This is a genomic window from Paenibacillus sp. BAC0078 (assembly GCF_054483875.1).
This window is the reverse complement of sequence record NZ_JBTLRW010000011.1, coordinates 13,122-33,201: the sequence shown is the minus strand read 5'-3', so window position 1 is coordinate 33,201 and position 20,080 is coordinate 13,122. Positions and strand designations below refer to the sequence as shown.

General features: G+C 52.0%; 18 protein-coding genes and 1 pseudogene. 4 read left to right on the top strand and 15 right to left on the bottom strand.

The window, feature by feature from the left end; all coding sequences use genetic code 11:
• Positions 1–43: 43 nt before the first annotated feature.
• Positions 44–1,744, bottom strand: a complete 1,701-nt coding sequence (locus ACX1DY_RS20000; RefSeq protein WP_458965958.1) for a glutamine--tRNA ligase/YqeY domain fusion protein — start codon at positions 1,742–1,744, stop codon at positions 44–46.
• Between the two features lie 231 nt (positions 1,745–1,975).
• Between ACX1DY_RS20000 and ACX1DY_RS19995 the strand changes: the two genes are divergently transcribed.
• Positions 1,976–2,221, top strand: coding sequence for a DUF2164 domain-containing protein (locus tag ACX1DY_RS19995; protein WP_458965957.1), 246 nt, complete (start codon positions 1,976–1,978; stop codon positions 2,219–2,221).
• Positions 2,222–2,256: 35 nt separating this feature from the next.
• The gene (locus tag ACX1DY_RS19990; RefSeq protein WP_458965956.1) at positions 2,257–2,805 is read left to right on the top strand and encodes a GNAT family N-acetyltransferase; all 549 of its coding nucleotides are present in this window, start codon (positions 2,257–2,259) and stop codon (positions 2,803–2,805) included.
• 181 nt (positions 2,806–2,986) lie between these two features.
• On the opposite strand, the gene ACX1DY_RS19985 is transcribed toward ACX1DY_RS19990, so the two are convergent.
• The 8 genes from ACX1DY_RS19985 to ACX1DY_RS19950 all read right to left on the bottom strand — a co-directional run bounded on the left by ACX1DY_RS19985 (position 2,987) and on the right by ACX1DY_RS19950 (position 11,369).
• A complete protein-coding gene (locus ACX1DY_RS19985; RefSeq protein ID WP_458965955.1) occupies positions 2,987–3,697 on the bottom strand; it encodes an ABC transporter permease in 711 nt (236 codons plus the stop codon).
• Entirely contained in the window at positions 3,690–4,622 is a 933-nt protein-coding gene (locus ACX1DY_RS19980) for an ABC transporter ATP-binding protein (protein ID WP_458965954.1), read from the bottom strand. The genes ACX1DY_RS19985 and ACX1DY_RS19980 overlap by 8 nt, the downstream gene beginning before the upstream one ends.
• A gap of 75 nt (positions 4,623–4,697) precedes the next feature.
• Positions 4,698–5,300, bottom strand: a complete 603-nt coding sequence (locus tag ACX1DY_RS19975; RefSeq protein ID WP_458965953.1) for a TetR/AcrR family transcriptional regulator — start codon at positions 5,298–5,300, stop codon at positions 4,698–4,700.
• 307 nt (positions 5,301–5,607) lie between these two features.
• The gene (locus tag ACX1DY_RS19970; protein ID WP_458965952.1) at positions 5,608–6,267 is read right to left on the bottom strand and encodes an MOSC domain-containing protein; all 660 of its coding nucleotides are present in this window, start codon (positions 6,265–6,267) and stop codon (positions 5,608–5,610) included.
• Positions 6,233–6,763 carry a GNAT family N-acetyltransferase gene (locus ACX1DY_RS19965; protein WP_458965951.1) on the bottom strand — a complete coding sequence of 177 codons (531 nt, stop codon included), beginning with the start codon at positions 6,761–6,763 and terminating at the stop codon, positions 6,233–6,235. Before ACX1DY_RS19965 ends, ACX1DY_RS19970 begins: the two co-directional genes overlap by 35 nt.
• 73 nt (positions 6,764–6,836) lie before the next feature.
• On the bottom strand, positions 6,837–8,048 hold the full coding sequence (locus ACX1DY_RS19960; protein ID WP_458965950.1) for an MFS transporter: 1,212 nt from the start codon (positions 8,046–8,048) through the stop codon (positions 6,837–6,839).
• A 91-nt stretch (positions 8,049–8,139) separates the two neighbouring features.
• Positions 8,140–10,239 (bottom strand): molybdopterin-containing oxidoreductase family protein, encoded by a 2,100-nt coding sequence (locus ACX1DY_RS19955; protein WP_458965949.1) that lies wholly within the window; start codon positions 10,237–10,239, stop codon positions 8,140–8,142.
• Positions 10,240–10,541: 302 nt separating this feature from the next.
• Complete coding sequence (locus tag ACX1DY_RS19950; protein ID WP_458965948.1) at positions 10,542–11,369, bottom strand: formate/nitrite transporter family protein; 828 nt, start codon at positions 11,367–11,369, stop codon at positions 10,542–10,544.
• 303 nt (positions 11,370–11,672) lie between these two features.
• Here ACX1DY_RS19950 and ACX1DY_RS19945 point away from each other — a divergent pair.
• A pseudogene (locus ACX1DY_RS19945) lies at positions 11,673–12,260 on the top strand (S-layer homology domain-containing protein); the annotation flags it as partial.
• 193 nt (positions 12,261–12,453) lie between these two features.
• Here the strand turns inward: ACX1DY_RS19945 and ACX1DY_RS19940 are convergent.
• The gene (locus tag ACX1DY_RS19940; RefSeq protein ID WP_458966107.1) at positions 12,454–12,795 is read right to left on the bottom strand and encodes a hypothetical protein; all 342 of its coding nucleotides are present in this window, start codon (positions 12,793–12,795) and stop codon (positions 12,454–12,456) included.
• A gap of 6 nt (positions 12,796–12,801) precedes the next feature.
• A complete protein-coding gene (locus ACX1DY_RS19935; RefSeq protein WP_458966106.1) occupies positions 12,802–13,176 on the bottom strand; it encodes a hypothetical protein in 375 nt (124 codons plus the stop codon).
• Between the two features lie 14 nt (positions 13,177–13,190).
• Between ACX1DY_RS19935 and ACX1DY_RS19930 the strand changes: the two genes are divergently transcribed.
• Positions 13,191–14,789, top strand: a complete 1,599-nt coding sequence (locus tag ACX1DY_RS19930; RefSeq protein WP_458966105.1) for a hypothetical protein — start codon at positions 13,191–13,193, stop codon at positions 14,787–14,789.
• 123 nt (positions 14,790–14,912) lie between these two features.
• Here the strand turns inward: ACX1DY_RS19930 and ACX1DY_RS19925 are convergent, their stop codons facing one another.
• The 4 genes from ACX1DY_RS19925 to ACX1DY_RS19910 form a co-directional block, all read right to left on the bottom strand.
• On the bottom strand, positions 14,913–16,277 hold the full coding sequence (locus ACX1DY_RS19925; RefSeq protein ID WP_458965947.1) for an FAD-dependent oxidoreductase: 1,365 nt from the start codon (positions 16,275–16,277) through the stop codon (positions 14,913–14,915).
• Between the two features lie 359 nt (positions 16,278–16,636).
• Positions 16,637–18,271: a formate--tetrahydrofolate ligase gene (locus tag ACX1DY_RS19920; RefSeq protein WP_458965946.1), complete on the bottom strand. Its 1,635-nt coding sequence runs from the start codon at positions 18,269–18,271 to the stop codon at positions 16,637–16,639.
• 179 nt (positions 18,272–18,450) lie between these two features.
• Positions 18,451–18,927, bottom strand: a complete 477-nt coding sequence (locus ACX1DY_RS19915) for a glutathione peroxidase (protein ID WP_458965945.1) — start codon at positions 18,925–18,927, stop codon at positions 18,451–18,453.
• A 114-nt stretch (positions 18,928–19,041) separates the two neighbouring features.
• Positions 19,042–20,058, bottom strand: a complete 1,017-nt coding sequence (locus tag ACX1DY_RS19910; RefSeq protein WP_458965944.1) for an LLM class flavin-dependent oxidoreductase — start codon at positions 20,056–20,058, stop codon at positions 19,042–19,044.
• Positions 20,059–20,080 lie beyond the last annotated feature (22 nt).

The window sequence follows — 20,080 nt, the reverse complement described above, 5'->3', positions numbered from 1 at the left end:
AAGGAACGCCAAGCCTGTTTTATTGCACCTATAGAGTTCAGCCCTACTTGCCGGGCTGGAACGAGCTTTTGAGCGAGACGATAAGATTGAATACCAGATGTCCCGGCGCTGAATATTTGCTGTCCACGTTGAAGTACCCATGACGGAAGAATTGGAACTTGTCCTGCGGCACACTATCCTTCAGCCCCGGCTCCACAAAACCATGAAGAATCTCGATGGATTTCGGATTGAGCTGATCGAGGAAGGTCTGCTCCGGCTTGTCGGCGGTAGGCTCCATGCCTTCAACTTCTGCCTCCGCATCAGCTTCTTCAGCGGAAATCAGCGGTTCATAGAGGCGGAATTCCGCAGGCACAGCCTGGCTGGCATCGACCCAGTGCAATGTTCCCTTAACCTTACGGCCGGTGAAGCCGCTGCCGCTCTTGGTCTCCGGGTCATACGTGCAGTGCAGCTCGACAACCTCGCCGTTCTCGTCCTTTATGAAGTCCGTACACTTGATGAAATAAGCATTTTTCAGGCGCACTTCATTGCCGGGAAAGAGACGGAAATATTTGCTCGGCGGGTTCTCCATGAAGTCATCGCGCTCAATATAGATTTCACGGGAGAACGGAATTTTGCGGGTGCCCATTACCTCATTCTCCACATTGTTCTCAATCTCAAACCATTCCGTTTCGCCCTCTGGATAGTTGGTGATGACCACCTTGAGCGGCCGTAGCACTGACATCGTCCGGGGAACGGTCAGCTTGAGGTCCTCACGGATGAAATGCTCCAGCATTTGCAGGTCCACCAGACCCTGGCTTTTGGAAATACCGGTCTCATGCACGAAGCTGCGGATCGCTTCCGGCGTATATCCGCGGCGGCGCAGCCCGGAAATTGTCGGCATGCGGGGATCATCCCAGCCGTCGACGTGCCCTTCATCCACAAGCAGCTTCAGCTTGCGCTTGCTGGTTACCGTCTGGGCCAGGTTGAGGCGGCCAAATTCATATTGATGTGGTGCAGCAGGCATTTCGCATTCCGCTACCACCCAGTCATAGAACGGACGCTGATCCTCAAACTCCAAGGAACAAAGGGAATGCGTCACGTGCTCAATTGCATCCTCAAGCGGATGAGCAAAGGTATACATCGGATAAATACACCAGGCATCTCCCGTATTGTGATGATGCGAGTGGGAAATCCGGTAAATAACCGGATCACGCAGGTTGATGTTCGGCGAGGACATGTCGATTTTGGCGCGGAGCACCTTTTCCCCATCCTTGAATTCCCCTGCACGCATGCGGCGGAACAGCTCCAGGTTCTCCTGGGTTCCGCGCTCCCGGTGCGGACTGTTCACTCCCGGCTCTGTCAGCGTACCGCGATACTCACGGATTTGCTCAGCGGTAAGGTCGTCCACGTAAGCTTTGCCTTTTTGAATCAGCAGCTCCGCCCGTTCGTACATCTCTCCGAAATAATCCGAGGCAAAACGCAGCTCGTCCCATTCATAGCCAAGCCATTTCACGTCCTCCTGAATGGAGTTCACATACTCCGTATCCTCTTTGAGCGGATTGGTGTCGTCGAATCTCAGATTGGTCTTGCCGCCGAATTCATCGGCCAGGGTGAAGTTAATCCAGATCGCTTTGGCATGCCCGATATGTAAATAACCGTTCGGCTCCGGTGGAAAGCGGGTAACCACTTCCTTCACTTTGCCCGAGCTCAAATCTTCGGTAATGACATTCTTGATGAAATTGGAGGGTGTTCCACGGTTCTCCACAGTTATCAACCTTTCATTCTGTAATATAACTACTTCCTTGTTATGAACATGTTTCCTCTTAATATACCCGTTAACCGGGGAATGTTCAATAAAACTCAGGAAGAAATAGGTTTGCCGCTGTGCTGCGGACACTCCTTCACATCCGGTGCTTTGACTTATTTCCGGGGGATGGAGTAGCATGGGGAGTATAGGTTTTTGTATCTGCATACCTGCATAAAGGGGGACTTATTCATGAAGCCAATCAAGCTGCCCAAAGAACAGCGGGAGATCATTACAGAGAATATCCGCGCCTATTTCGAATCTGAGCGTGGAGAGGAAATTGGCCATCTGGCGGCAGACAATCTGCTGGAATTTTTCTTAAAAGAGCTGGGTCCGGCGATTTATAACGGGGCGCTCAGCGACTGCCGGACCCTCGTAGAGCAGCGGATGCAATCGCTGGAGGAAGACATCTACGCGCTGGAATGGAAGAAACGTTAACTAGATGGACCTTGCATCGCAGAGGGGGCGGCCGCATGTTTAATTATGTCATTGATGAGGAGCTTATGCTGAAACTGCTCATGCCGGAGCACGCGCGCCACATGTTCGCTCTGGTGGAGCGCTCGCGCGCCCGGCTCAGGCAATGGCTGCCTTGGGTGGATGGCGTTACGGAGCAGGCCCATCTGACCACTTTTATCAAAAACGCCATGAAGCAAGGCACCGAAAACGGCGGATTCTCCGCCGGACTGTGGGTCCGGGGAGAGCTGGCCGGCATCATCGGCTACCATGAAATTGACTGGCACAACCGCTCAGTCGGCATCGGCTACTGGCTCGGTGAGGGCTACGAAGGCAAAGGCTACATGACCAGCGCCTGCCGCGTATTTATTGATTACGCGCTGCTGGAGATGGAGCTTAACCGCGTCGAAATCCGCTGCGCGACCGGCAACCTCTCCAGCCGGGCCATCCCCGAGCGGCTGGGCTTTGTGTTCGAAGGCGTCATCCGCCAGGCAGAGAAGCTGCCCGGCGGCTACGTGAACCACGCCGTCTACGGCTTGCTGCGCAGCGAGTGGAAGCTGCTGGGCTGATGAGGGTGGCGAGCTGGATTCAAAAAATCCAAAGCCTTGGAGACCAGCGGTCACGGGGCTTTGGATCTTTTACTCTTATGCAGCTTCTTCTATGCGGCAGCAGGAACGGCAAAGCTTGAAACCTGCAGATACAATGACACTGGAGGCTACTCCAGGTTCGGTTCACAGAGCCTCTCAAAGATCATTTATGATCCGCCCAATGCCACCAAACCCAGGTTGCCACAAATCCAGCTAATCCTGTTGTCACAGGAATGAGATAACTAAGCGTTGTGAGCGGGAATAAGCTATCGCCGCTGCCGGCAAGCTGAAGAGCAGGTATGGCCCAGGGCAAATACTTAGCAAATGGGGTCGGGCCTGCAATCAAGGCTAGCATCATGGTCATAAACGAATACACAATCGGCATCAGGTAGCCTCGAGACAGACTGGTCAGGAAAATAACCGGACCACATAGCAGCAATTGCATCACGACCGTAATAATTAGTTGAATATAATAGTGTAATACCAACGATTCGGAAAAGCCGGAAAGTCCGGTCAGTGAGCCGATCAACAAAGAGAATAGGAATGCCGCTTCCGCCATAATCAGGCACCATGCCAGGCTAATCAATGTTTTCGCAGCAATAACCTTGCCGCGTGACACAGGCAATGCCAGAAGATCCTTCAGTGTTCGGTCCGTATATTCGCGTCCAAACGACCAGCTTGTTAGAACAGCAAAGCCGACAATTCCGAGCACACTGGCGAACATAAACACCACATTCCCAAGATAAGTGTTCCAATCCGCATCTCCGGCACGAATCACACACACAAAGATATAGAAGGCCAAAGATCCCCATAATACGTATGAGCGATATAGCTTTTTGTTTTCAACCATCATTACGGTGAACAATTCACGCATCCTTCTCTAGCCCCCTTGACTGATTTTCTCCGACCATGTTAAGAAAATAGGACTCCAGTTCCTCTTCCACTATTCTTAGCGAATAGAGCGGTATATCAGCATCAGCCAGCAACCGGGAGACACGCTCGGGATGCTGAATCGCGCCTGGCTCTGAAATTTTCAGAATATCGCCATGATCAACATCCGGGGCGTAGCCCAATTTAGTTAACTGCTCCTTGGCCCGTTCTTCATTTCCCCGCACATCGACATACAAGCATTTTCGCCGCAAGCGATCAAATTCCAGGGCAGAGATTTCTTGAAGGAGGACGCCTTTATGAATAATGCCAATGCGTGAAGCCAGCTTAGACATTTCCTCCAGAATGTGGCTGGATATAAATATGGTCACCCCCTCAGAAGACAGAGCTGCAAGCAATTCCCGGATTCCTACAATACCCGCGGGGTCTAAGGCATTTGTTGGTTCATCCAGTATCAATATTTCAGGATTATGGATAAGCGCTTTGGCCAGCCCCAGCTTTTGCGCGTTGCCCAAGGACAAATTTCCCGCTTGGGTATTCGTGTAAGGCCCCAGCATGACCTTATCAATAACCGTATCAACCGCAGAGCGTTCTTTTAAGCCGCGCATCTTGGCATACAACTCCAAGTTCTCTCTTACGGTAAAGCTCGAATATGAATAGGGCACCTCAACCATATAGCCCACGTGATTCCACAAATCCCCTCCCTTCGTTAATTTTTTGCCAAGCAACCTCACCTCTCCAGCCGTTGGCTTAATCATTCCGAGCAATGTTCGAATTGTCGTCGTTTTGCCTGCTCCATTCAAACCGAGAAATCCATAAATTTCACCCTTCTTGACCGACAAGCTAACACGATCCAAAATGGTTTTTCCGTTGTATACCTTGGTTAAGCCATCTGTACGAATCATTTCCATGTTCTCAACTCCCAAGCAATTTTATTAACCTAACGTTCGTTGAATTAAATTATTAAAAAAAGAACCGACTTGGCATTAGTTCGACCAAAGATGAACATAAAAGTCGGTTAAAGAATGAATGGTGTCTACATCCAACATACGACCATCTAGCATTTGTTGGACGATCAAAACCACAATATGGGATAAAAATTGAGATGCAGCAATCTCGAAATTCATACTGCGAATCTTTCCCTGCTCATACTGCTTTGTCAGGAAGGAGGACATCGCTCCAAAGGGTAAACGAGTTAATCTGTCTAACGCATCTTTGTCCTCTTGTTCGAGCAAATTGCGGTCCCTTATTAGGATCTGGAAATACTCTTTATCCAGAATGACCCTTTCCGAAAATCCCTGAATTAAGTGTGTAAGAATCTCCTTCAATGGTGCATTGGAATCAAACGTAACGTTGAAAAAAGTCACAAAGCCATTAATTCGTTCTTCCTGAGCATGTTGCAGTACATTCCTTAATATCTCCAGCTTTCCGCCCGGAAAGTAGTGATATGTCAATGCTTCTGTCATGCCAATTGCTTTATTCAACTCTCTCATGGATGTCGCGTGATACCCTTTATCTGCAAACAATTGCTTGGCAATCATTAAAATTTGCTTTTTTCGCTCTATCGCCTGAAGATCACGGTTAGTCATTTTTTTTGCCTTCTGTTGTTGAATTATCATACCCTCCTCTTATTATTAACTTAACGATCGTTAAGTTAATAATAAGGCTATATTCTCCGCGAGTCAATCTGCTCCAGCTCACCAGCCTGAACGAGACTCCTAAACACATACATCCGCTATACCCTTCTTCAGTTCGCCCTAACTTTGACGCTACCAGAGGAGCTGCGACAACGTGACTCACTATGGCATACTAATTAGCTTCACACAACAGCACGAAGTGCGTTTTTGCAGACGCTGCACGTATGTATCAGACGCTGGCACTGGAATAGCAGCAGGACTAGCTCTCTGCAGCATCCAGCCATCCCCGGAACTTCGCCCGGGTGACGGCGGACAGAGTGTCCAGTTCGGACAGCTCGGCAAGGTCCGTCTTATCCTTGCGTCCATGCTCCATCAGATAGAGCACCCGGCTGACGGGAAAACCGCCCGCACCGCTCTCCTTCTTGACGATCCTATCCCCGGTGGCAATCCGCCCCTCGCGCAGCACGCGGAAATAGAAGCCGCTGTACCCGGTAGCCAGCACCTGGGCCGGCATTTCAGCCGGGCCGTGCTTTTGCGAGAGCTTATAGCACGGAAAACGCGGCTGGCTGACCTGCAGCAGCGCCGAGCCGATCTCGTATACATCGCCGATACAGACCTCGGTCTCCAGCAATCCGCTGGCGGTGATATTCTCGCCGAAGGCAGAATACTCCAGCTTTTTCCCGAGCTGCTGCTCCCAATAGGCATAATGCTCAATCGGGTAGACACACACCGCCTTGTCAGGGCCGCCGTGATTCACCAGATCCGCTTGCCCGTCACCGTCGAAGCCTTCGAGATGAAGCTGAACTCTACCGGCGGCAGGGAGCTTGTAAATTCCCGTTTCCAGCGGCTTGCCGCGGTAGTCTACGGTCTTTGGTTTACCTACATTAAGCGAGATGACTTCCATCCTCATTACCTCCAATCAGCATACAGCTCATAAACACCTCATCCACATAACGTCCGCCGAGATAAAATTCCTCACGCAAACGGCCTTCTTCCTGAAATCCGCATTTGCGGTAGAACGAAAGTGCAGGCCCGTTTGAGGACAGCACCCGCAGCCGCAGCTTACGGATGGCGTGCTCAGCCGCATGGCTTTTGATCGCTTCCATCAGCCGTCCTCCAACGCCCCGGCGCTGAAAGCGCGGGTGAACAGCAATATTGATCTCGCACACATGGCGGTTGCTCTCCATCCCGCTCGGACAGCCGAAGCCGACATATCCGCACAGCTCCTCATCCTGCAGAGCAACCAGTTGAGATCCGGGCGGGGTATGCAGCAGATAATCCTCTGGTGAACGCCAGCTTAGAGGGCCGGGCGTTGTGTCCTCCGTCCAGATCATATTATCAAGAATAATCAGCTCACGGACATCTCTAATCTCCGAGGGCCGGATGATAAAGGTATCTCTGTTAAGTTGTTGCATCGCTTTTACACCCCTTGCCTTGCGCTAATATCTACATACGGACAATACCAGCATCGTGTGCTTTGGCCTGGATTTATGCCGCATTGCGGTCCAGTGTACGGGCTGAACGGTTGATGTAGGCGTGGAACCCGAAAAAGCCCACCGACAAAACAGCCATTCCGCAAGCAAGCCACCCCGTTGGCGCCAGCCCTCCGTTGTCAAACTGAACACCCATCAGATACGGCCCGATGACTCTGCCTACCGCGCCAATTCCCCCGCTTAGTCCAAGATAGAATGGTGCACTGTGGTCCGCATGATCTGAAATAAATGACGGCATCGCCGGAGAAATCAGCATCTCACCCAGCGTAGCCAGCACCATCGCCAGCAGCAGGCCCGGATAGGTAGGCATCAGCAAAATAACGGCGTAGCCGCTCAAATAGAATATGGCGCTTGAAGTCATTTGCGCCGTTGAGGTTGCCGCGAACCAGCGCTTGATCAGACTGACCAGCGGCTGCGCGGCAAAGATCAGAATCCCGTTCAGCGTCCACAGGAACCCGTAGGTCTGCTTCGGCCAGCCCTCCGATATAATAAAAGGCGATACCCCTGTATTCCAGATCGAATTGCCGATCAGCAGAAACATTGAGCCAATGGCCATGAACAAATAGATCCGTGTCTGGCCCATTAGCCTCCAGCCGGACAGCTCATGCTGCTGTTGTCTTCTCTGCGTCTGCTGATGAGGCGGTACAGTACCTACCCTGCGCAAATATACAAAGAAAAATACGGCAAACACCGCCGAAGTCACACCGTTCAGCACAAAGCTCAGCATATAGTTGCCAAGGAAGCCGCTAAGCGACGTTCCCAGCGCAACCCCTATGTTATTGGATACATAAATGACATTAAAAAGATCTGCACGCTGCTCAGCAAAACGGAACCCGATAAACGCCTGGATGGCAGGCAGCGACAACGAGTTGAACAGTCCGAACAACCCCATGACGGCGATGAAGATATACCAGTTGCCGCTTGCCGCTGGAAGAGTGAACAAGGTTAGGGCAGTCAGGGCCAAAGCCCCTACAATCAGCCGGTTAACGCCGACCTTATGGTAGAGCGAGCCGCCCAGCAGCTGGCCTGCGATCCCTCCGAGACTCTGAATAAGCAGCACGAAGCCTGCATCCTTCATGCTGCGGCCAAGCTCATCGAATACGTACATCGAAACAAGCGGCCACATCAAAGCGCTGCCGGTTGCGTTAATCAGGCTGGCAATCAGGAACACTTTGACTTCCTTTGGATAAGCTTGCAAAAACTTCATATTTTGTATTTCATCCCCTGTTAACTATGTGTCATTAATTTAACCAGTATCATCCGAAAACAGGGTCAAGGCAAGTATACGAATTACCGCTTTATCGCGTTATCATATCATAATCATGTGGCTCTGAGCGGCGCTTCACTTCAACCGTACCCGAGAAAAAAGTCGCCCCGTTCCCCATATCGCTCAGCCGGTCCGGCGTGAGCACATTTACTCTCTGTCTGCGTCCCTTGCCTTCCCACCACAGCCCCTGGCTGATCACTGTGCCCGGCAGCATCTTGTCCGTTACCATCGCCCAAAGCTCAATAGCGCCTCTATCGTTGTATACAGTCAGCTCGTCGCCATCCTCGATCCCCCGCGCCGCTGCATCCTCGGGGTGGATCTGCAGCGTCGGCCGCTTCTCCATCCGCTGGTGCTTCTGGACATTGGCGAAATTGGAGTTCAAGAAATTATGATTCGGCGGAGAAATGAACATCAGCGGATAATCCGCTCCCGGCTGCGGCCGCCGTACACCGTCATAACCTTCCTTCAGCGGCATATATGTAGGCAGCGCAGGCAATCCGGCAAGCTGCATGGCTTTGGAGAATAGCTCTATTTTGCCTGAGGGGGTCGGAAGGTTCTTCAGATAATCCGCCTGCGGAGTCATGTCCAGCTTCACGAACCGCTCGTCAATCAGCCGCTCCAGCGTAACACCATTTAGATATGGGTTGCGCGGGTAATCCAGTGCCTGGCGGATCATCTCATATTCGGACTCGCTGAAGGCTTCCGCGTCGAAGCCCATCGCCCGGCCCAGCAGCGCGAAGACCTCCACATTGCTTTTGCATTCCCCCGGCGCTTTAAGCACAGGCTCCTGAAGCTGGATGTAGTGATGCCAGTACGATGTGTACAGATCAACATTCTCAAATGAAGTGGTCGCCGGCAGCACGATATCGGCATACAGCGCCGTGTCGGTCATGAAGAGATCATGCACAACCGTGAACAGATCCTCGCGCGCGAATCCCGCCCGTACCCGGTCAGCATTGGGAGCCACAACAACGGGATTGCTGCAGTAGACGAACATCCCCATTACTGGCTGCTCCTTCATCTCCAGCGCTTCGCCGATCCGGTTCATATTAATTGTCCGGGTCCCCCGGTTCGGGCGCAGATCCGGGCGGGTCAGCGCGCGGTCATTCGTGGAGCTGTAGCCGCTATTTGATTTGATCGCTCCGCCTCCGGTCTTCAGCCATGCTCCGGTGAGTGCCGGAAGGCAGGTGATGCTGCGGACATTCATGCCGCCGTTATCATGATGCTGCAGACCGTTGCCGATGTGAATATGTGAGACTCTGGCTTCGCCGTACATTTTGGCGAGCTTCTCAATGTCGTCCACTGCAATGCCTGTGATCTCTGCAACCCGCTGGGGCGGATAGGCGAGCACATGCTCGCGCAGCTCCTGATGGCCTATCGTATACTGCTCAAGAAAAGCATCATCCGTCATCCCATCCCGGAACAGAATATGCATCAGCCCCAGCGCCAGCGCCGAATCCGTGCCCGGATACAGCGGCAGGAACCAGTCCGCCCACTGAGCTGTCCGGTTGCGGTGCACATCAATGACAACCACCTTTGCGCCCCGTTTGCGGGCTTGCTCGGTGTAGACCACCTGGTGCATGTTCGTGCTGATAATGTTGCCGCCCCAGACAATGATCAAATCGGCATTCACCGTATCCTCAGGACTTGTCCCGCCGCCAAAGCCCATCGTATATTTCCAGCCGGCGGTGCCCGCCGAATTGCAGATAGCCCGTTCCAGGCGGCTTGCGCCGAGCCTATTAAAGAACCGCCGGTCCATCCCTTCCACGCTAAGCACGCCCATGTTACCGTAGAAGCTGTACGGAAGGATGCTCTCCGGTCCGTATTCTGCTGACAGCTTCTTGAAGCGGCCGGCAATTTCGCTAATTGCCTCCTCCCAACTGATCGGCTCGAAGGAACCGCTGCCTTTCGGTCCTACACGGCGCAGCGGGTGAAGCAGGCGTTCCGGGTGATGCACCCGCTCTGCCATATTCCGCACCTTGTTGCAGATAGCTCCCTTGGTCACCGGATGTTCAGGATTTCCCTCTACCTTAATGATTTTGCCATCCTGCTTATGCACCAGAAGTCCGCATGTATCGGGGCAATCCAGGGGACATACCGCCGGAAAAATCCCATCTCCGCTGAAGCTCATTGCTCGCAGACCTCCTTGTCTATTGAATAGTTGTATTCTATATATTCTATAGCTGCAACTGATTAACGTAAAGAAAGCAAGCGAAACCTCCTGATTCGTCCCCCTTATTCCCGGGTAATAGAGCTTATGAAACACTCCCTATGAACTCGCCTGAATTCGCCGTGAGCCCGATTTCGTTCCCCCGAGTCGGAAAGCACGGCGAATTTTGTGTCTGCAGACCATCCTTCCACACAAAAAACACTCCCCGAAAAATTCCGAAGAGTGCCTCTATCATCATCTCAGCTCATGTGAGCCGGAAATATTTATGCGTGTTTCTTCACACCAGCAGCGGAGATGCCTTCCACGGATGGAGCAGCTGCTGGCGCTTTGCGCAGATAAGCCATCCAGTAAGCGAACGCGACGAAGATTGCACCGCCCGTGAGATTGCCCAGCCAGACCGGAGCAAAATTGCCGAAATATTGCCCCCAGGTAAAGTGTCCTTCAAATATAGCAGCAGGGATAAGGAACATATTGGCTACAACGTGCTGGAAGCCGATGGCTACAAACGCCATGGTTGGGAACCAGATCCCGAGAATTTTTCCGCTGAAATTATCTGCCCCGTAAGAGAGCCACACCGCCAAAGCAACGAGCCAGTTACAACCAATACCGGAGATAAAAGCCTGCAGAAAGCTGGCATCAATCTTGTGGCCGGCCATATCAACGAGTTTGTCCAGATATACGCCATCTGAGGTGAGGCCCACGACGTGACCGAAGAAATAAGCGACGAACAAGGCACCAGCCAGATTGCTGATTGTAATGAGCACCAGGTTCTTAATGACTTCCCAGAGAGAAATCTTCTTCGCCATAAAAGCAAGCGGCACCGCCATCATATTTCCTGTCAGCAGTTCCCCGCCGGCCAGCAGCACCAGGATCAGTCCTACCGGGAAAACAGAGGCTCCGATAAAGTTGGCGATTGAGCCCCATTCCTTTGGTGCGCCTGCAATAACGCGAATATCCAGCAAAAATCCGAGCGCGATGAACGCTCCCCCCAGAAAGCCAAGAATAAGTACGGTGCTGAGCGGATTGTGTGCTTTCTTGATTCCGTTCTCCACCGTGACTTCGGCAATCCCCTGCGGTTTGTTATAAGCCATGATTCCTATCCCCTTCTAATTACTTAAAATTTGTTCCTTTATGCCATTGTAGCGCGTCAACTACCACATTTACGTGATAATTATCACTACAACGAAAACTAAGTGAAAGTTTTCACTGACATGTCAAATTTAACACGGACACAAAATGTGATCAGACAAACTGAAAATATTAAATGTTTGTTACAGTTGCAAAATTCCATGTAACATATTTCCTCAATTACCTCCTGACACGCTAAATAATCGGCCCAATTGCACCGATATCTGAGTAAAGGAGGTGATGAGCTGTTCCCATACTAACTGAAAATGGGTGCTTACATAATGAGGAATAACACGCGACGAATCACCCTGGCTCTGCTATGCCTGATCTTATTCGGAGCTACTGCAGTCCCTTCGGCTGTAAGGGCCGAGCGCAATCCATTCGTGGATATAGAGCGCAGCTATGCTCGTCAAGAAATTATTCACCTGTTCTACAGGGGAGTCCTTCAAGGATATGGCAATTCAAAGTTCAAACCTTTGCAGCCAATTACCCTTGCTGAGATGGGCACTTTGATGTCCAGGGCATTATCCATTCCCGTTTCCGACGTGGACTACCCGCTAGCAACGGACGAGATGCCGGATTGGGCGGCCCCCTCCATACGTTCGCTCTTGTCCGCAGGCATCCTGCAGGACCAGACGATACACAGGAGAAGTACAATTACCCGCGAGAGCTTGGCTGTGTGGTATATCCGGGCCTTTGGACTGTATGACCTGGTCCAACAACAGGGGCATGTGCCTACGTTTAAGGATGCTTCTTCTATTTCCGAAGAAGCCCGAGCAAGCGTCTGGGCGGCCCAGCAGCTCCAGCTATTCCAAGGAGATGAACAGCACCGGTTCAACCCAAAACAATTGGTTGACCGCCAGAGCGCCGTTAAAGTAACTGCTCAGGCTTACCTGTTGTTTAATGATCCCTCGCGGATACAAGACCTGCTAGAGCACGGAAATGGATTACCGGAAGACCCATCGCTGGAACAATTGCCGGAGGAATCCACTGTTCCCAGAGGCGTACCACCAAGAAATACAGATATCAAAGATCCGCAAAATCCGGTTACAACTGATTTACCAACAACAATTCCAGTTCCATCTGCTTCAAATGCACCAACACCGGCACCATCTGCTTCACACGCACCAACACCGGTACCATCTGCTTCACATGCACCAACACCAGCTCCACCTGTTTCACCTGCACCAACACCAGCTCCACCTGCTTCACCTGCTCCAACACCGGCTCCACCTGCTTCACCTGCTCCAACACCGGCTCCATCTGCTTCACCTGCACCGACACCGGTGCCACCTGCTTCACCTGCTCCAACACCGGTGCCAACGGCTCTACCTGCACCAATGCCGGTGCCATCCGCTTCACATGCACCATCGGTGCCATCTGCTTCACATACACCTACACCGATGCCATCTGCTTCACCTGTACCATCAGCTTCACCAGTTCCGTCCGCTTCACCTGCACCAACAGCTTCACCTGCTCCATCGGCTTCACCAGTTCCATCCGCTTCACCTGCACCAACAGCTTCACCTGCTCCATCGGCTTCACCTGCTCCATCGGCTTCACCTGCACCAACAGCTTCACCTGTACCAACAGCTTCACCTGCTCCATCGGCTTCACCTGCACCAACAGCTTCACCTGCTCCATCCGCTTCACCTGTACCAACAGCTTCACCTGTACCATCGGCTTCACCTGCACCAACAGCTTCACCTGTTCCATCTGCTTCACCTGTACCAACAGCAACACTAGCTCCGTCCGCTTCACCCGTACCAACAGCAACTCCGCCTGTGTACAAGGCAGTTGATTCTATCCAGACTACTACCGATTCAATTGATGCTTCATTCAATGTATCTGTGGACAATTGGAAGCTGGCTTACGTGACCTTGGATGTGTACGGTGCTGAGATTACACCGGAGCTTTTGCCGCCAGACCTCAAAGTCTCGATTACAGATGAATACTCTGTACTGGCACCGGATGGGACGGTAGCAAGCTTTTATAACATCCCGGCTCCGGGCACTGTTATCCATGGCAGCATTCTGCTCAGCTCCGAGCTTGCAGGCTTCAGTGTCCTAGGCACCTTTGAGCTATTGGTAAAGCAGCCTCAATACAGCTCAGCATCTTATTTCACGGTATCATTGCTGCTGGAAGATACGGGAGCAAATGCTACAACAATTGCTGAAATGGAAACCATGCGGGATTCACTCACAACCATTGATCCTAATTTGCGGGTAACCTGGGCTATGGACAGCCGGTTCGTATTCGATGAAGCACAACGTCCTCAACTGCAAAAGGTGCTTGAATATGTAGATCTGTATGGGGATGAGGTAGGGATCGTATCCGGTTATCCCAATGACAATTACAATCTGTCCCAATGGATTGAAGAGATGAATTCGTGGCTGTACATGTACAGGTATAATGCGCTCAATTACCTCCACCAGGGGGGAACCAACGGAGACAGCTCCGTATGGCTGAGCATACCTGACAAGTATCGTCCCAAATCATTGTCCACCTATGCCATCAATCCCGAGCAGGCTGCCTGGCTGAAAGACAATTTCCAGATTGACGCCTTCATGGGGTGGGCAGCAACACAGGTTAACGTAGGCCAATTGTCTGCTGACGGATCACCGCTGATGCCTTACTGGTCACATAAAGATAACCCGATGCTGCCCGCGCAGGATGCTGCTACCAACAGTGGCAGTGTATTTATGAATTCACTCAGCATTGATCCCATCGGCTCCCGTTACACTTCAGGGGCATCCAGATGGACTCTGCATCCGGCGGACCCGTATGTAAGCGAGATGAAGGCAGAACCCCAGTTGCACCTGGCCTCCCAGTATCTCAACAATCCTTATCGCAACCAAAATACGGTCAATTACCTCTCACTGGTGATTGGCACCAATTGGGTGTTGAGAACACCTAGACTGAAAGCAACATGGCAGGATTTCATCAGCAGATTCCCTAAAGATACCAATGTAAAAGTATTGGGCGTCCATGATCTGGCGGAAATCTATAAAACAAGAAGCGCCAACAGTAATGAACAGTCGGAATTCACACTCATGTTCCGGGGCTCAGGCTATACCACAGCCAGTGGAGAGAATTCTCCAGCAGATACACGCTATCTATGGACGGAAACTGCAACAGAGCGCATTATCCTTGCCAAAAAAGACGGTGACACAGCCTGGAGCATCATTGATTTCACCGACTATTCCAAAACCCCTGTCGTCAAACTTCCATATACGACCAATGGGGCAGCGGAGAATATCAGCTACATCACAGGGAGAAACTACAAATTGACTCCCACTGCTCCATTAACCTCATTGGAAATCGAACGCATCCGTGCCCGTATGGATGTTCTGGATTTCCATGACGATATCAGCTACCAATAGCCGGTATAATTCATGCTCGATAAAATACGCCCTGTCCAAGTGGACAGGGCGTATTTTCTGCGAAACGGAGGCACAAAAAGAAGCCATGCAGCATGGCCTCTTCTCGCTCCTATTTTATATACCTTACACAGTCACTGCTTCTTTAACCGCCACATTCTTAGGCAGTGCTTGTAGTCCTGCGGTGTTCAAGAAATTCCACGGTTTGTTGTAATGAGGCTGGAAGAAGAAATCAATGAACGCTAGCTGGTCTACGGTCATTCGATTTTGAATGCATACCGACACGGTGTTGATCGACTGCGTCAGATCCATTTTGGACATGATCTGTGCGCCAAGGATACGACGGGTGGCACGGTCGAACACCACTTTTAGCTGCACCTGCTCATGGGTAGGCATAAACTCCGGACGGTAGTTATCGGTAATCATCACGCTTTCGGTATCCATGCCTTCAGCCTTGGCCGCATCCTCGGTCAGTCCGGTTCCGGCAATATTATCTTCATAAATCTTAATTCCCGAGGTTCCCTGCGTCCCCATGTAAGGGATCGTCTGCGATACCAGATTGCGTGCGACCAGTGTACCCATACGTACAGCATTTGTTGCCAGCGGAATGTAAGCATGCTTGCCGGTCGGATTATAATGAATCGCACAACTGTCACCAGCGGCATAGACATCAGGATGGCTGGTCTGCATGTAATCATTGACGATAATCGCTCCGTTAGGCAGCATATCCACTTGCCCTTTCAGGAGCTCGGTATTAGGACGGAACCCGATGCAGAGGATAACCAGATCCGTCTCATGCTCGCCCTTGCTTGTGATCACCTTGGTCACTTTACCATTCTCACCAACAAAAGAGCTGACCTTCTCCCCGAGTGCCAAAGTAATACCATGATCCTCCAGCGATTGTTGAATCGGGGTGGTGAATTCTTCATCCAGATACTTGCTCAGAATACGTTCTTCGCCGTCAATCAGCGTAACCTGCTTGCCGTTCATTTGAAAAGCTTCCACCAGTTCAACCCCGATATATCCGGCGCCGACAACGGTGATTCTGTTAACATGCTGCGCTCTTTCAATGATGGTGTTGGAATGGTTAAAATTCTTCGAAAGAAGAATACCATCAAGCTCCATGCCTTCCAGCTTCGGAACAATCGGCCAAGAGCCGGTAGTCATGATCAGCTTGTCATAGGAGTCATCGAATTCCTGGCCTGTCGCCAGATTGCGGGCCCGCAGAGTTTTGCGGCCGGTATCGACCTGGATAACCTCATGGCGCATGTTCGTTTTGACACCAAGCTCGGCCAGCTTTTCCGGCGAGGAATAGAACAGGCCTTGCGGGTCCTTGACTACTCCGCCTACATAAAGAGCGATACCGCATGACAGGAAGGAAATATTATCATTGCGTTCATACACTGTAATCTCGGCATCAGGGTAAAGCTGGGCGGTGTTAACAATTGCTGCGGTTCCGGCGTGGGTACATCCAATGACTGCTACTTTCATGGTTTCTTCCTCCTCCAAATTGAGCATTTCATTTATTTTTCTTTAGCTGTGATTTTTTTCACTTCATGCGATGATTATATTGTGATTAATATCACAACGCAAGCTTTTTTGTGATTTTTCTCACAATGTTCACAAATGACTAAAATTTAAGATTATCCTGATCATCATCTGCTGCTGCTTTAGTTTTCCCCGGAGGGAGCACATTATGTCATCTTGCGGCAGGAAGGGGCAGGGAATGCATCATAGGAAGTAGCGAACAACCGTTGTAAAGCGAAGTTGACTGAAGATATTACGTCAAAAAAAACGCGACAACGCTGTAACAGTACCGCAGCATTGTCGCATCTATATTTTGTGAACAGCTATTCCAGGCCGAAAATCACGCCGTCCTCGTCAACATGCAGCCCTTCCGCAGCTGGCTTGGCTGGAAGACCCGGCATAGTGACCATATTCCCGGTGATCACCACAGCAAAGCCTGCTCCAAGGGACAGCGTAATATCTCTCACGCCCATCGTGAAGCCTTCCGGCGCTCCAAGCAGCCTTGGCTGATCAGAGAAGGAGTACGGTGTTTTGGCCATGCAGACCTGCAGCTTCTGGAGGCCAAGCTTCTCAATGGAATTCAGGCTGCGCTTTGCCGCAGGGGAGAAAACCACATCAGCGCCACGGTAGATTTCGGTGACAATTTTTTTGATTTTGGCCGGGATATCCAGGTTATCCTCATACAAGGGAGCATACTCTGAGCGTTCTGTCTGCTCCAGCAGCTTTTTCAGCTCCCCAGCCACTTCAAGCCCTCCGGCACTGCCTTCGGCCCATACCTTGGAGATAGCCGCAGGCACGCCCAAGCGGCGGCAGGCATCCAGCACATCGTTAATCTCGCCCGGTGTATCACCTTCGAAATGATTGACCGCAACCAGCACAGGCACGCCGAATTTGCCCAAGTTCTCAATATGGCGCTCCATGTTCGAGATGCCGGAATGCAGCGCTGCCCGGTTTTCGGTATGCAGCTCTTCCTTGCGGACACCGCCGTTGTATTTCAGCGATTTCACCGTTACTACCAGCACTGCTGCTGCGGGGGTGAGTCCAGCCTGGCGGCACTTGATATCCATGAACTTCTCAGCGCCCAGATCCGCGCCGAAGCCTGCCTCAGTTACCACCACATCGCCAAGCTTCAGCGCATAGCGGGTTCCGATCACACTGCTGCAGCCATGGGCAATATTGGCAAACGGTCCGCCATGCACAATCACCGGTGTTCCTTCGAGCGTCTGTACCAGATTCGGCTTCACGGCTTCCTTCAGCAGCGCGGTCATCGCTTCCACCGCCCCGATATCCTTGGCCGTTACCGGCGCACCCAACTGGTCATACCCGATCAGCATGCGGCTGAGGCGTCTTTTCAGATCGGCCAGATTGTCGCACAGGCACAGCACCGCCATAATTTCCGATGCTGTCGTAATCTGAAAACCGCTCTCCCGCACCGTTCCGTTGCCATCGCCAAGCCCGGTCACAATATTCCGCAGGCTGCGGTCATTCATATCCATTACTCGCTTCCAGACAATACGCTGCGGATCAAGCCCCAGAGCGTTGCCCTGGAAGATGTGGTTGTCGATCATGGCCGACAGCAGATTATGCGCGGAAGTCACCGCATGGATATCCCCTGTAAAATGAAGATTGATCTCGTCCGCCGGAACGATCTGAGCCTTGCCCCCGCCGGTTGCTCCGCCCTTCATGCCTAGACATGGCCCGAGCGAAGGCTCGCGGAGTGCAGCGACTGTCTTGACTCCTGCCGCATTCATCGCCTGGGACAGCCCGATTGTCGTTAGTGTCTTTCCTTCGCCTGCCGGAGTGGGATTGACCGCGGTAACCAGCACCAGCTTGCCATCCGGCTTATGCTTAAGCTCATCCCAAAGGGATGGCGACAGCTTGCTTTTGTATTTGCCGTACAGCTCCAGATGCTCCTCACTAATACCTGCTGCCGATGCCACCTCTGTAATTAACCTCATGCCGTTATAAAACCCTCCTGCCGTTATTATCCTGCTTCCTTCTGCACTTTATGCTATTCACCAAGTTTTACATTCCTCTTCAAAGGATACAGTGTCTTGGAGAAGCGTCAAGGATAATTTTCATAAAAACACCTCCTGAATCGCAGCTTCAGCATGTGCCACGTTTCAGGAGGTGTATTTTACAACAGGGCTTCGATCTGTTCCTTCATACTTTCCGGTGATTCCTTCGGCTCTACGCGGCCAACCACATTACCGCTGCGGTCCACAAGAAACTTCGTGAAGTTCCACTGAATATCGCTGCTCTCGCCCGTACCCGGCTGCTGGTTCTTCAAATATTGAAAGAGGGGACTTGCGTCCGGTCCATTCACATCTACTTTGGCGAAAATAGGAAACTTAACGCCGTAGTTAATCTGGCAAAATTCCTCCGCTTCCTCACTGGTCCCCGGCTCCTGCCCGGCGAACTGGTTGCAGGGAAAGCCAAGCACCACAAGCCCCTGATCTCCATACTGCTCATAGAGCTTCTGCAAATCTCCATACTGCGGTGTAAGCCCGCATTTGCTGGCCGTGTTGGCGATCAGCAGCACCTTGCCCTCGTAATCCTTGAACGGCAGTTCTTTACCCGAAGGGGCAACTCCTGAAAAGCTGTAGATGGACATCCTGAATCCTTCCTTTCGTCAGCGGATTGATTGTGGCTGTGTGAAGTATATTCCTTCCTTCATCTTACCTCATCCCCGGCGAAATAGAAAATTCAGGTATCGTGCTTACAAAAGCTAACCGCCAGCCGCCCTTCGGGTCAATCCGCAGGCTTCGGCAATCAGCCGGAGGGATTTCAGCTTATCCTCAAAGCTATGCATAACAGTGGCGAACATAATCTCGTCACACTGGTACTTTTCCGTGAGCGACATAAACTGCCGGTGAACCTCCTCCGGCGAGCCGAGCACCATTCGGCGGCGGTTGTCCTCGATACGGAACCGGTCATATGGCGTATAGTTGTAGTTCAGCGCGGCTTCAATTGAAGGCGTGCCGGTCGAGACATGGCCTTTTTCCAGCAGAACCAGCGAAAGATCCATACTGGAAGCCAGCCGGCTGGCTTCTTCCGCAGTCTCGGCGCAGGCGGCAAACACGGCAACCAGCGAACGGGGAGCCGCAGCGGCGGGAGAAGGACGGAAGCTGCTCCTGTAGGACTGCACCGCCGCCCGGCCTCCACCGTTAATAAACTCGGCAAAAGCGAAGCTCGTGCCAAGCCTCGCAGAGAGGGCGGCACTGTCCCCGCTTGAGCCAAGCAGCCAGATTTCCGGCGCTGATCTTACGGAAGGAGTGGCTTCAAGACCGGCAAAACGGTGGGAAGAATCTGCTGCGCCCTGCAAATAGGTGATGACATCCCGGATTTGCAGCTCATAGAGATCCGCACCGCCTGTCCGGTTCTCCTGAAGCGCCTTTGCGGCAAGCGCCCCACCTCCGGGTGCTCTGCCCAGCCCAAGATCAATACGGCCGGGGTATAGAGCTTCAAGGAGACGGAAGTTCTCTGCTACCTTGTAGGCGCTGTAATGCGGAAGAAGTACGGCTCCCGAGCCAATGCGGATGGTGGAGGTCACTGCAGCCAGATGAGCCATCAGCACCTCCGGGCTTGAGCCGGCCAGTCCGCGCGCGCCATGATGCTCCGATACCCAGAACCGGTGATAGCCCAGCCTTTCCGCTTCCCTGGCCAGGCTTGCAGTCTGGGCTAAAGCCTCGGCCGGTGTACTGCCCTCGGAGACCGGCGATTGATCCAGAATACTCAATTTCATATGATCAGCCACTCCAATGATG